The sequence below is a fragment of the Streptomyces sp. x-80 genome, from assembly GCF_046549095.1.
In the GTDB taxonomy this organism is placed as follows: Bacteria; Actinomycetota; Actinomycetes; order Streptomycetales; family Streptomycetaceae; genus Streptomyces; species Streptomyces celluloflavus.
This window is the reverse complement of the sequence record NZ_JAJPWM010000011.1, coordinates 306,465-319,173: the sequence shown is the minus strand read 5'-3', so window position 1 is coordinate 319,173 and position 12,709 is coordinate 306,465. Positions and strand designations below refer to the sequence as shown.

Here is a 12,709-nt window from a genome sequence, read left to right as displayed (position 1 = left end):
CTCCGGTCCCTCAGGGCAACAGCAGCCAGTCCGCGGCCAGCGCTGCCGCCAGGCCGATGCCCAGCAGCCACGTTCCCAGCCGGGTACGCCCGTTCCGGCTGAGTTCGATCACGATGCCGCAGAGCACCAGCGCGGCCCCGTAGACCCCGACCACCAGCACCGACGTACGACTCGCCAGGCGTACCACGAGCACCAGTGCCATCGCGGCCATCAGTACCGAGGCCAGGACGATCCGTATCCGCCGGGCCTGCCGAGGCGTCACCCCCGGGGGCGCCGCCTCCTCCACACCACTCTCGGAAAGGGACTGTTCATCACCGGGTGCGTCCATGGGCGGGAATGCTACGGGACAGGCCACCGACGACGAGCCCCGCTGCCGAAAGCAGCCCCAACTCGCCCCGGAACACGTGCAGTTGCTGGCCCCTCAACTCCCCCGGACGGGCAGGGGAGCACGGGACGTCACCGGCCGGGACGTCGCCCGCCGGCCTGTGCACGGCGGGGGCACGGCGCGATGCCGGCAGGGCCAGTCGATCCGGTCAGCGGTCAGCGGTCAGCGGTCAGCGGTCAGCGGTCAGCGGTCAGCGGTCAGCGGTCAGCGGTCAGCCGAAAACGGAGCGGACGTCCTCGCCGTCGCCTCCCCTGACATGCTGCACACCCTTTTTCGCGTGCTTCGAGACGGCGTCCTTGCCCGCCTCCTTCGCCTGGTCCACGAGACGGTCCCGGTGCATGGCGGGGTCGGCGAGGCTGGCCACGCCGCCTTCCCTTTCGCCTTGGTCGTTCTTGCTGCCCGTGAAGTATTCGCCGGGCTTGAGCTGACCGTCCTCATAGGTGCCGAACTGCTTGCCGAACTCTTCCTTGGCCCCCTCGGCGGTCTCCCCGAGGTCGATTCCCTTACGGACCCCGAATTCCGTCTCCACGCCCTGCTGGATGACGTTCTGGCCGGCGCCCTTGGCGATGTCCTTGGCCTTTTCCTTGGCCGGGTCCACGATGACTTCCTTGGCCGTCTTCTTCGCGTAGTCCTTTGCGAAGTCCTTGACCTGGTGCTTCATGAAGTCCGAGGTGATCTTCTTGATGCCCTTGGTCGCGGCCTCCTCCATCGCCTTGGTAACGGCCTGGATGACCTTCCGCTTCATCTCGTCGAACAGCCGCCGGACGATCAGGCGGGTCGCCTGGGTCGCACCGAGCGCGCCCGCTTCCGAGAGCCCGAGCGTGAACGGCGCGGCGGCCTGTGCGGCGATGATCTCCGTGGCGAGGATGACGAGTTGGACGATGACCTCGATCTTGGCCGCGAGGACTTCCGCCGCGGCCACCTCGAAGGCCACACCGATCACTTCCGCGGCGATCTGCGCCTCGGCCAGATACGCGCCGGGCCCACCGGAAAAGTCACGCCAACTGTCCGTGAATGCCTCAACGGCCTGACCCGAGTTGGCCGACACGACCGCCTGCGCGGCCGAACTGCCCCGATTTTCCGTCTGCCCGACCTGCGAGGCGAACTCCAGCCACGCCTGTCCGCACTCGATGAGCTTCTCTTCATCCGCCTCGGGCCAGGTGTACCCGAGGAGATCAAGAACCCATACGACCTCGCTGGGAAGCGTCAGTGCCACAGCGGTCATCCCCCGTACCGTGAAAGAGAGTTGAAGAGCTTGAAAGAGAGCGAAAGAGACTGGCGAAAGAGAGTTATCGGCAACTTGATGCAGATCACCAAGGAATTCTTCACCAAGGGCAGCCGGTCATTCGATCGTTCGACCATCCAGCCGGTCGACCATTCGGCCGTTCCCGCACCCGGCACGGGACCTCGCCCACAAACTATTGACCGCGCTACACGACCGGCGGGGTGACGTAGCTGATCACCTGAACGTTGTCCAGGTCGGACGCCTCGTAACCCTTACCCATTTCCTGGAGGTTGTCGCCCATACCCTCAAGCCGTTTACCGAGCGAGTCCATGGAAGTGAACATGCCGTCCCGGACGGGTTCGTAGACCGTCTCGAAAGCGTCAGCGAAGTCGGCGCCGGTCCACGGCTTGCCGAGGCCGTTCAGCGTGTCCTGCAACTTCTTGGAGGCGGTACCGAATTCGGTGCCGATACCGACGAACTCCGCCCCTTGTTGCTTCAACACCGCTGGATCGACGTCAAATGCCTTACCGTCCATCACTTCCCCCTGTCCGTCACACACACCATCGGCATGAATGACTTACGCTTCACCCATATCCGACAGGCCCGCCGGGATCTGCATCCGGGCCGAGCATCCAATGACCAATGTCACGATTCTGGCGCGATCTTAAGTGCCCCTGATCGTGTCACGCCAACGCCGGGCCTCGCAACCGCGGTTGGTCCACGGTAACGACCGGGTCAGGCCATCTGCCGCCGATTGACACATGGCAGGGGAAAGCCGAGAGTCGGAGCCCTACGGAGTGAGGAGCTGGCGGACGTATAACGCACATCTGCCTTCCGTACACACCGGCATCATGCGGTGCGTACGGCACGAACGCACCGAATTCCACGGAATGCCATATACCGCTCTCCAGGAGCCCCAGCCGGGAAGGGAACCGCCACCGTGGCGCAGTTGGACGAGAATGACACCACCCCACCGAGTCGTCGGATGCTGCTCTCGGCGGGGCGAGTGATCGGGGCCGGCCTCCTGCTCGCCGGGTTGCTGATAGGCGGCCTCACTCTCCGCTCCGTGCTCGACAAAGGGAACTACCAGCACGACAACGGGGCCCTGACGGTGAACGAGTGCCGCACCACCCTGGAGCGCTCGCGCTCACGCCATCAGCAGCATGTGGTGCGGCATGTCAGCTGCACCGGCACCTTCCGGTTCGACGCAGCGTCCAAGCCCCCTCTCGCCGACGTAACGGTCGAGACGGGGCGAGAAGTGGAGCCCGGCACAGAACTCGACGTCGTGAAGTCGAGTCACTCCTTCGAACTCGCCGAGGATCAGAACAAATCAACCGTCTTCATGGCAGCGTTCGGCAGTCTGCTCGCGGTGGCGGCCGGGGCATTCTGTCTCCTCACCGGATTCGGCGGCCGACGGGGGCCACGCTTCCGGCCCGCATGGGCGGCACTTCCCGCGGGACGGGTGACCCGGCCCCTCCTGGCCGTGGCCGGCGGCATCGGCATTGCGGGAACCGCGGTGTCGCTCATCGTGTACAAGTTCGCCTCATGACGTGGCGAACCGTACTGACGGCATTCGCCCGGCCCCGCGACCGCGACACGCCCCGACGCCTGCCGGGCCGCTATTTCGGGCTCGTACTGATCGCGCTCTCCCTGAGCCTCGGCATCTATTTCATCGACCAAGCGCTCCTCGCCACAGGGCACAAGGGCACTCACGGAACTCTCACCGTCGCACGGTGCACGGAGAACCTCCACACCGGGAATTCGGGCCGGTCCACCCAGATACGGGGCTTCACCTGTAGCGGCACCTTCCGCCCGGCCGACAGCGCCGCAAGCCCGGACCCTTCGGCAGAGTTCCTTTCGCAGTCGAGACGAGAAGCGGGCGACGAGGTAGCGGTCCAACGGGACGGAACGTCCTATACGCGCACCGGAGGAGAAGCGGCCTGGAGCGCGGTCACCGGTGCCTTCGTCACGCTCATCACGCTCACCGCAGGAGCGTTCTGCCTTCTCACCGGATTCGGCGGCCGCTGGGGCCCACGGTTCAGCGACTGCTGGGAGCTGATGCCTTCCGGAGCCGTCCTGCGCCCCGTATTCCTCTCCTTCGCGGGATTCGGTGTCATCGGCGCAGTCATCTGCTTCTGCCTCCAGTAGTCAGGTAGTTCCCACGGCCGGGCTGATACCGCCACCGGCCGCGCACACCGCCGGAAAGGACCCATCGTCATGACATCGCCGGATCACACGGCACCGGACTCGGCCGAGAATTCCGCGAATACGGTGAAGCGGGACGCGATCCGCAAACAGGGGCGGCTCATCGGACTGGGCCTGCTCGTCGCCGGACTCCTACTCGGCGTGGCCGGCCTCTACTTCGGTCCGTATTCGGTCTGGTGGGCCGGCGACACCGGGAAGATCACCGTCGAGGAGTGCGGCATCGGCCGTCGCCCCTCCGCCACCTCCGCCCGGTCCACCCCCGCCCGCACCAAAACCGTCCAGTGCTACGGGACCTTCCACTCCGACAACGGCGCCGTCAAAGACCTCAATGCCCACGTCGAAACCCCCTACCACGTGTACCAACGAGGCGACCAGGTCGAAGTCCGGCAGATTCGCCACTCCTTCTACACGGCCCACACCTGGGTAACCCTCTCCCGCGGCCTCACCGCCTTCTTCGGCGGCCTGCTCGCCTGCGGTCTGGGCCTGCTCTTCATCGCCCTCAGCGCACGCTTCGCAGCAAAGTCGGCCACTGAACCGAACCCACCATCCGAAGGCGAGCAGTCCCACACCCTCGCCTTCGCCCTCCTCACCATCGGCGCAATCGGCGGCGCGATCTGCGCCTTCGGCTGGATTTTTCCCTGACCCCGCCTTCGCGCTTTCGGTTCAAGCAAGACAAGCAAGATGGGCCCACAGCCTGACGGCTGTGGGCCCATCTTCTTGGCTCATCTCACCGCCAGAGGCGGCGTTCCCCAAATCAAGGAGCCCCTGCGGGCCTTCCACTACTGCCCAGGCGGCTGCATGGGAGGAGCCGGCGGGTACGCATTCGGAGCGCTGGGCTGCTGTTGATACGGATTGGGCTGCTGAGGCGCGAACCCCGGCCCACCGGGGCCACCACCGTATCCGCCATATCCACCGGGCCCGCCAGGCCCGCCCGGAGGGGGACCGTTCCGCCGGCCCTTACGGCGCACAACCAGGACGATCGCGACGATGATGCCGATCACCACGAGGCCGGCCACCGCGATCAAGGCGATGAAGAGGGGGCTCATGGGCACCTCCTTCACCGGCTGCGAGTCGCTTCCCTTGCCGTCGCTCCCCTGCGAGGCAGCCGGATTCTCTGCGCCCTGCGAAGAGTCTGCCTTCGGCATCCACATCGGCCCGTCCTTCGAGCCCGCGGGGATATCACGCGTGAGCGCCGCGAGGGGCTGAATGAATCCGTAGCCGTACTTCTGATCCGGGAGAGACGTCCCCTTCGCGGACTCCGGCAACCCAGCAGTCTTGGTCAGCCGGTTGACGATCTGCCCGGCCGAAAGCTCCGGGAACTTCGCCCGGAGCAGTGCGGCGGCGCCTGACACATAGGCAGTGGCCTCCGATGTTCCGGTGCTCTTCCGATAAAGGGACTTTCCGCTACTTCCGGCTGAAACGATATCGACCGCAGGTGCGGTCAGCAATACCTGCGGACCGTAATTGGAGCCGTGCCCCGGAGCGTCGAACCAAATTTCTCCAGAGCTTCGAACTCCGCCAACTGCCAAAACGCCGGGGTAGCGTGCAGGATATTGGATGGAATCAGGCCCCAAGCCTTTGTTTCCTACGCCCGCCACGATCAGGACGTCGTGCTTCAGAGCGTAGGCAATTGCCCCGGTCTCCCCATCGGAAGGCGTACCTGTCTGCGAGATATTGATGACGGAGGCACCCTTATCGACCGCGTACCGGATGGAGGAGGCGAAACCGTCTGCCCTCGACCTCAGATCACGTACAGGCAAGATCTTGGCATCCGGTGCTAGCCCCTTGACACCCTCCGATCCCCCCGGCCCATGTCCGTGACCTGCGATGTTCGCAGCCATCTGAGTTCCGTGGGTGTCCCCATCTTTCGGCTCCGTCCCCCCTCCGTCGATAAAATCCTTTCCGGCGAGTACATTTCCCTTCAGATCCGGATGCTGGGAATTTACGCCGTCGTCAATGACGGCGACAGTCACTCCCTTGCCGGTGGAGATATTCCAGATTTCCTCAGCCTTGAATTGCTTCAAAGGCCACTGTGCATCCCTGATCTGATCCGCCGCAGCAACCGGCGCGGTGCCGAAGAGCAGCGCTCCCGCCACAACCGCGCCGCCGACTGCACGCAGCGTCCGCGTGAAGCTCATGCTGTACACCTCTCCCAACAGGACGGGGCCCACCGCCCAAAGAGCAGCGGGCCCCGCCTCGTTACGACCGAATTGCTGACGACAGAGTCCTACTCGATGACTTTCGGCGCAACGTTACGCTCCGACGCCCAGGTCTCCTCGTCCTCCACAAGGTAGTCGGGACGCTCACCGTTCTGTGCCTTTTCCTTGTTCTTGGCACCGTGTGCGCCTGGAGCTCCCATACCGGCAGGACGACGACCGCCTGCCGTAGCCCCGGCCTGTGCTCCGCCGCGGCTGCGGTGCAGGCCCGATCCGCCCTGACCGGCGCCACTCGCCTTGCCGCCACCGGAACCGATGACACCGCCCTTCTGACGGGCCAGGGCTGCACCGCGCCCGGCGCCTGCGCCCTTGGCACCCGCGCCCTTCCCGGCACCCGCAGCGCCCCCCATCCCGGGCATGCCCGCACGGCCGCCACCGCGGGCACCGGCGCCACCCGCACCACCACCCGCACCAGCGCCTGTACCGGATTTGCCCACACCAGGGCCACCCGCACCGGGTGCTCTGCCGCCCTTGCCCGGAAGCCCGCCGACCCCAATCCCGACGCCCGATCCGGGACCGGTACCGAGAACACCGGAGCCGCCGCCACCGCCAACGCCGCCACTACCGATGCTGCCGCCACCAACGCCACCACTGCCGCCAACACCGGTCAGGCCACTGCCGATACCGCCTCCGCCGATGCCTCCTCCGCCGCTACCGGTGCCAGGTGGATTGAAGCTGTCAAGCCCCGTGCCTACGTGGGGAGTCAAGGCCCCCCTCCCTGGCTGCGGAGAGCCGATCCCGCCGCTAATACCCGGATCTCCAGGCGACTTGATCCCGCCGGAGGAGAACCCAGGCCCCTTGCCCAGTCCTGCGATCGAGGGCTTTCCCACCTGCTTCGGTCGCGACGAGCCGGTCGGCAAGGGCATCGGGATAGCGGACGGTGGGTCACCCGCAGGAGGACCCGGATAGTCGGAGCCGTTGTCATCGACCTTGCCGTTGGACTTCCACGACCCCATAGACTTCGCCTGCGAAACATAAGCCGCGCCCAGCTGCTCCATCTTGACGGCCATGCGCAGCTGCTGCTCTTTGCCCGCGGACAGACTGCCGCTGTTCCTGTCCAAGGCATCGGCTGTGCTCATGCTGGGGTTTTTGAGGTCATTCTTCAGACCTGAGTCATCACGCCTGCCGCCGTCCTCGAGCCAGTTGATGGCCTTGTTGGCGGCGCTCGGCTTCTCCATCGACTCGATGTCGGGCTTGAGCTGCTCGAGCACCTTCGCGGCATTGCTCATCGCGGTCGAGGTGTAGTCGGCGTACAGGGCCCCGTCCGAGATCTTCTTGCTGATCTTCTGAGCCTGTGCCCTGAACTTTTCGGCCGCCGGACCCTGCCAGTGCTGGAGGACCTCGTTCACGGCAGCGTCAAAGGTGCCCTTGATGCCGCCGCCGCTCCCACCGACGAGCTGGGTATGCACGTCTTTCCAGCCCCGCGAAACATTGTGCACCTCGCCGGGATTGGACGCCTTGACCATCGCCTTCATGGTGTCCATGTCCATTTCGGCGAAGTTCGTTTCATGCTTGGCGGCGTAGCACATCGTCGCCGGCATGTACTCGTACTCGAGTTCCTCACTCATGATTCAGTTCCCCCTCTACTGCTCTTCATGCTGCTTCCAGAACCACTTCGGCCAGAACCGACGCCACGTCAGGTACCGGACATGTTCGCGGCGGTCTCGGCTTCCTGGTTCTGGTAGTTGCCGTGCACTTTCTGCGTCTTGTTACCGAATTCGTTCATCACGTCGTGGAGGTGCTGGACGATCTCCTCGATGTGCGTCTTCATCTGCGTGTGGGCCTCAGTCAGCTTCCGCGCCTCGAGGAACGAGGCACCGGGTGCGTCAGCTCCGAGGGCGCTCCGTGACAGTGAGGTCTTGTACCGGGTGTCCGCATTGGCGTTGCCGAGATCCTTCAGAACTCCGTTGAGTTTCCTGATGGTGTCTTCCAACGCGCTCAGATCTACCCGATATTGCTCACCCATGGTTAAGCCTCCCCGTGTGTATGGAAACCGTTCTTGCGTCGCCAGTCGCGTAGCGCGACGGCGGAGCCGACGACCGCCGCGACGGCCAGCAGGCCGCCACCGACAATGTAGATGGCGATGCGGGAGCGTCGGTCCTCCGCGGATTCGCCGATGGTGAGGGCGGCCGGTTCGATGTTCGCGCCGGCGGCCGCGTTGGTGCCCTTGTCCGGAGTGGGCGCGGCGGTGGGCCTGGTGTCGTCGTTCAGGGCTGCGACCGGGTCGACGACGCCCCAGCCGATGTTGTCGTCCCGGTTCTTGCGCACCCGCTCGGCGGTCTGCTCCAGGTGCCAGATGACCTGTTCCGGCGTCCAGGCGTCGGACCGGTGCTTGGCGATGAGGAGGGCCGCCGCGCCCGCGGCGTAGGGGGCGGCGAAGCTGGTGCCCTGGTCGACGCAGTTGCCGCCGCCCGGCACGGTGGAGACCATGTCGACGCCCGGTGCGGCGAGGTCGACGAACGGTCCGGGCTGGGAGAAGGCCGCGCGTTCGTTGTTGCGGTCCGAGGCGGCCACCGCCAGGACGTTGCTGTACTCCTTGAACGCGGCGGGATACATGTTCTTCTCCTCGCCGCTCGCCCCGCCGTTGCCGGCCGAGGCGACGATCAGGATCTTGGCCTGCTCGGCATTGGCCACCGCCGCTTTGAGGGTGGGCAGCCGGTCCTCGCTGGCGGCCGTGCCCTGCGAGATGTTGATGATGTCGACCTTCGCCTTCACCGCGTCGTTGATGGCGGTGGCCAGGCTGTCGGCGGTACCGGCCTTCTCGTCGCTCGTCTGCTGGAAGGGAATAACCGTCGCCTTGGGCGCGATGCCGACGAAACCGGAGGACGGCCTGGGCCGCGCGGCGATGATGCCCGCGACCTTGGTGCCGTGGCCGACCTTGTCCTCGGTCGGCTTGCCCTTGACGTAGGTCTGGCCGCCGGGCCCGATCGCGCTCTTGAGCTGCTGGTTGCCCGCGTCGACACCGGTGTCGATGACGGCGACCCGGACGCCCTGGCCCTGGGTGTCGGCCCACATCTGATTGGTCAGGAGGCGCTGGAGCGACCAGGGGGTCTCTTTGATGTCGTCGCTGCCGAACTTGCACTCACCGCTGTTGAGCGGCACGTTCTCGTCCGCCACCGCCGGCGCGGCGGTGGCGCAGGACAGGCCGACGGCGCAGGCCGCCGCGACCAGTGCGCCCGCCGCTCGTCGACGGTGCCCGGCTCGGTGACCAATGGCGCGAGATCCCACGGGTTGTCAGCTCTCCATGTGTGGCGGAAGGGACGTGAGGGGGCGTGCAGGGCGTGAGTGAACGTGCGGTGAGAGAGGCAGGAGAAGGCGGTGGGGAGGGGGTGCGGAAGCAGTGGTGACGGGAGGTGCCGGGAAGGACGTGCGGGCGTGGCCGGCCGGTGCCGGACGGCAGAAGGGCGAGCGCACCGGTGCAGCGCGCTCGCCCTCATTGACCACTGTGCGAGCCGTCGGGGCTGCTCAGCCGTTGTGCCGTCCGTACCGGCGCTGACGTGCGGTCAGGACCAGATACCGGCGTTCTTGTGCTCGGTGCTCTGGTAGTTCTGCGCCGCGGTGTCCAGGGCCTTGGCGATGGCCTCCAGAGTCGAGTGCAGGGAGGCGGCACGCTGGTCCCACTCGCGCTGGCGGGCCTGGTAGCCCTCCTGCGCCGCGCCTTCCCAGCTGGCGACGATCTTCTTGACACCCGACTCGAGGTCGTCGAGCTGGGTGCGGATGTTGTTGGCCGTACCGCGCACGTCGGATGCGGCCTGCGAGATCGTCGCGAAGTTGACGAGGATCTGGCCGGACATAGGGTCTCCTCAGGAGTTGATGTGGCCTGGTCGATTCACATGCCGCAGCGGGCCGGCGGGACTGGCCGGCGGGCCCGTGCTGCGGCGGCTGGGCCGGTGCGCCGCGGGGAGCGGCGCGGCCTCGTCATCCGAACGGGGAAGCCTGTGCGGAGACGTGCGAGATCGACTGCGCCTGCTCCTCTTCGGAGGCGGAGTAGTTCTTCGTGGTCGCGTCGATCGCTTCCTTGATCTCGCCCAGAAGCTGGTTGAGACGGTTCGCGTCCTCGTTCACCTGCGACTGGAGCTGGTGGTACGAGGAGGCCGCGGCGCCCTTCCACCCGGAGGTGATGGTGTCGACGACCGTGTTCAGGCGCTGGATCTCACCCTGGATCGACTGATTGACCGTGGAGATGCGGCCGCTGAACGCAACCATCTCCTCCTCGGTGGTTGTGAACTGCTGACCAGCCATAGTCAACGTCCCCCATGAGACTCGTACGTCGTACCGCGTCACGCCGACTGAGGCGGCTGCGCGGCTGGCGTCTCCTGTTGACGCCTTTGGCTACTTTAACCACTCCATACCTCCGCCCCCAACAGGGGGGAGGACTCTTGTGACGGGATCACAACATCGCCAACTGGCGCCCTTCGGAACGCTGTTCGGCGGCATCACCCGTACCGTTCCGCGGAATCGGACAGATGCGATGCTAACGGTCAGGGGCCGGGCCCGGGAAAGATCCGGAAAAGATCCGGAAAGGATCGGGGAAGCGTACTCAGGGATTCACCGGGATTCAACGGGATTCGATGAACGCGCCCGGGGAACGCCCTGGGAACGCCCCCCGTACGCCCCTAACTCCCCACGAGATCAATCGCGGAGCGGCCGGTGCCGGGGTACTCAATGCGGAACGGGCCGCACCGGTTGCCCGAATTCAGGTCTCGGGTGCGATCCGCTCCGTCGGGAACTCCGCGGCCGGTCAGGAACTCTGCGGCTTCTTGGCGCTCGCGACATCCAGCGCCGGGCCCTCGGAGAGCAGATCGGACCACGCCTTCAGGATCGCCGGCGGATGCGCGCCCTCGTAACCGAGGTGCAGCTGCGACTGGTCCTGGTCCTGATCGGCTTTTCCGGCCTTGTTCGAGCTGTCGTTGTTCCGCGGCACGGAATACCGCAGTCCGGTATCGGTGACGAGGAAAAGGCTGCCGGTCTTCTGGGCGCCGGTCGCCACCTGCTGGTACAGCAGACCGCTGCCCGGTGTGACGTACGAGGTGGCACCGGAGGCGATCTTGGCCGGGTAGTCCTTGCCCACCCAGGTCTGCATGTCCGGCACGCCGTCGGGGAAGCCGAGGGCCTTGCCCGCCGCGCCCGGGTACTTGGTGCTGGTGCCCCGGTAGACGCTACAGGTCACGCCGTTGCTGGTGGGGGTGGTCAGCCCGCCGGTCTGCGAGCCCTGCTTGAAGTTGTTCGCCATGTCGACGGCCTCGGTCGGCCACGGCATGTCCACGTCCTCGTATCCCGGGTACGGGACCTTGCCCAGGAACTGCTCGGCCTGGCCCCGGGCGTCGGGCTTGGGGCTGATGCTGCTGGTGGACAGCCGGACCGCTTCCATGCTGTCGCCGTTCTTGTTCAGCTCCTGCGCGTTCTCTCCCTTGAGCAGCAGCTTGGCGACGAAGTTCGACACCTTCACCACGCCGTCCTGGACCACGACGTACTTCTGCTGCGAACCGCTGTCCTGGACCACGGTGCCGACCTTGTTGTACTTCTCCGGGACGCCCTTGCCGGTGCTCTGCTGCCCCGCGCCGGGCACCGTCGGCATGAAGATCGGGATCGGGCTCTTGATGAGTGTGCTCATCCAGTCCGCGGAGACGTCCTGCGGCTCGGTCTCGCCGAAGATCACCCGGCGCAGGTCGCTGTCGACCTTCTCCTTGCCGCCCTTCGGCGTCAGGGTGTTGCCCAGGGTGGAGTCGAACGTGAAGGCCACACCGTTCTGGTCGACGAGGTACCGCACACCCTTGGGGTCCCGGACGTAGAGCGCCTGGTGCAGGTCGAGCTTGCCGGCGCCCTCGACCAGTTGCTTGTCCTTGCCGCCCAGGACGAAGACGGCCTGCTGGGCCCTGCTGCTGGTGCCGCTGCCGGGGCGTACGCACACCGCCCAGACCTTGGGGGTGTCGGCCTCCTTCGCGCTGGGCAGGCGGTCGGGGGCGTACGGAATGCCGATGGCCGGGCCGTGCGGGATCTTTCCGTCCAGCTCGGCTTCCTTGACCTTGACGACCTGGAACTTCTTCGGGTCGAGAAGGAGTTTGGCCGAGGCGAGGTTCAGGATGGGATGGAGCAGTTTCTGCTTTTTGCCGTCCACGTCCGTGCTATTCAGCACGACATAACGAGTGGTGGATTCATCCCCGACGATGACGTTCTGCCCTACCGTGTCCCACCCTTTCGGGGCGACCGGCTTGAGAATGCCACAGGCACCGAATCCGACGAGGATCAGGACTCCCGTCAGGACGCTGGGCAGCACCGCCTTCAGCGGCTTCGGCGCGCTCTCGATCGAGCCGTTCGGCAGCGGCTTCAGGAATGCGGCATTCGTTCGCTTCCGCGCGAACGAATATGCATTCAGCTCGTCCCGACGTGATGCCATTGTTGCTTTCTCTCCCCGCTGTCGGATCCACCGTCGACCGCACCCGGCGCGTAGGCCGTAGCGCCCTCTACTATGCCGTGTACCGATCGACCCGTACGGTACGGGTGCCACCTTCCAACGCACCAGTCTCAGCGGCGGTCGATACGCCCAGACGACATACCAGTAGAGGAGCAGGCCGGGGGATGTCCAGCGCCACCAGGGCTCGACGCCGCAATGGGCGGCAACAGGAGCAACAGGCTTCCGCCGCACCGCAATACGCGGGAAATGCTGACCAAATCGGT

13 protein-coding genes are annotated in these 12,709 nt (G+C 66.0%); 3 read left to right on the top strand and 10 right to left on the bottom strand.

Translation table 11 applies throughout. The features are described from left to right. Positions 1-10: 10 nt before the first annotated feature. The 3 genes from ACLJWH_RS23795 to ACLJWH_RS23785 all read right to left on the bottom strand — a co-directional run bounded on the left by ACLJWH_RS23795 (position 11) and on the right by ACLJWH_RS23785 (position 2,112). Complete coding sequence (locus ACLJWH_RS23795) at positions 11-328, bottom strand: hypothetical protein (protein ID WP_381683354.1); 318 nt, start codon at positions 326-328, stop codon at positions 11-13. A gap of 268 nt (positions 329-596) precedes the next feature. Then, on the bottom strand, positions 597-1,610 hold the full coding sequence (locus tag ACLJWH_RS23790; protein WP_411143753.1) for a PE-PGRS family protein: 1,014 nt from the start codon (positions 1,608-1,610) through the stop codon (positions 597-599). Positions 1,611-1,815: 205 nt separating this feature from the next. Then, a complete protein-coding gene (locus ACLJWH_RS23785) occupies positions 1,816-2,112 on the bottom strand; it encodes a hypothetical protein (protein ID WP_411143752.1) in 297 nt (98 codons plus the stop codon). A gap of 447 nt (positions 2,113-2,559) precedes the next feature. Between ACLJWH_RS23785 and ACLJWH_RS23780 the strand changes: the two genes are divergently transcribed. The 3 genes from ACLJWH_RS23780 (at position 2,560) to ACLJWH_RS23770 (ending at position 4,457) form a co-directional block, all read left to right on the top strand. After that, entirely contained in the window at positions 2,560-3,159 is a 600-nt protein-coding gene (locus ACLJWH_RS23780) for a hypothetical protein (RefSeq protein ID WP_411143751.1), read from the top strand. Next, positions 3,156-3,758 carry a hypothetical protein gene (locus ACLJWH_RS23775; protein ID WP_411143750.1) on the top strand — a complete coding sequence of 201 codons (603 nt, stop codon included), beginning with the start codon at positions 3,156-3,158 and terminating at the stop codon, positions 3,756-3,758. Before ACLJWH_RS23780 ends, ACLJWH_RS23775 begins: the two co-directional genes overlap by 4 nt. A 69-nt stretch (positions 3,759-3,827) precedes the next feature. Beyond that, on the top strand, positions 3,828-4,457 hold the full coding sequence (locus tag ACLJWH_RS23770; RefSeq protein WP_411143749.1) for a hypothetical protein: 630 nt from the start codon (positions 3,828-3,830) through the stop codon (positions 4,455-4,457). A 137-nt stretch (positions 4,458-4,594) separates the two neighbouring features. Here ACLJWH_RS23770 and mycP (ACLJWH_RS23765) read toward each other — a convergent pair whose 3' ends face one another. The 7 genes from mycP (ACLJWH_RS23765) to ACLJWH_RS23735 form a co-directional block, all read right to left on the bottom strand. Continuing rightward, complete coding sequence (gene mycP / locus ACLJWH_RS23765; protein ID WP_411143748.1) at positions 4,595-5,953, bottom strand: type VII secretion-associated serine protease mycosin; 1,359 nt, start codon at positions 5,951-5,953, stop codon at positions 4,595-4,597. 89 nt (positions 5,954-6,042) lie between these two features. Then, complete coding sequence (locus ACLJWH_RS23760) at positions 6,043-7,599, bottom strand: hypothetical protein (RefSeq protein ID WP_411143747.1); 1,557 nt, start codon at positions 7,597-7,599, stop codon at positions 6,043-6,045. A gap of 68 nt (positions 7,600-7,667) precedes the next feature. After that, a complete protein-coding gene (locus ACLJWH_RS23755; protein WP_387813132.1) occupies positions 7,668-7,997 on the bottom strand; it encodes a hypothetical protein in 330 nt (109 codons plus the stop codon). A gap of 2 nt (positions 7,998-7,999) precedes the next feature. Beyond that, complete coding sequence (mycP, locus tag ACLJWH_RS23750) at positions 8,000-9,259, bottom strand: type VII secretion-associated serine protease mycosin (RefSeq protein ID WP_411143746.1); 1,260 nt, start codon at positions 9,257-9,259, stop codon at positions 8,000-8,002. 275 nt (positions 9,260-9,534) lie between these two features. Beyond that, positions 9,535-9,825, bottom strand: coding sequence for a WXG100 family type VII secretion target (locus ACLJWH_RS23745; protein WP_411143745.1), 291 nt, complete (start codon positions 9,823-9,825; stop codon positions 9,535-9,537). 124 nt (positions 9,826-9,949) lie between these two features. Continuing rightward, entirely contained in the window at positions 9,950-10,273 is a 324-nt protein-coding gene (locus ACLJWH_RS23740; RefSeq protein ID WP_411143744.1) for a WXG100 family type VII secretion target, read from the bottom strand. Between the two features lie 499 nt (positions 10,274-10,772). Then, on the bottom strand, positions 10,773-12,428 hold the full coding sequence (locus ACLJWH_RS23735) for a type VII secretion protein EccB (protein WP_411143743.1): 1,656 nt from the start codon (positions 12,426-12,428) through the stop codon (positions 10,773-10,775). Positions 12,429-12,709 lie beyond the last annotated feature (281 nt).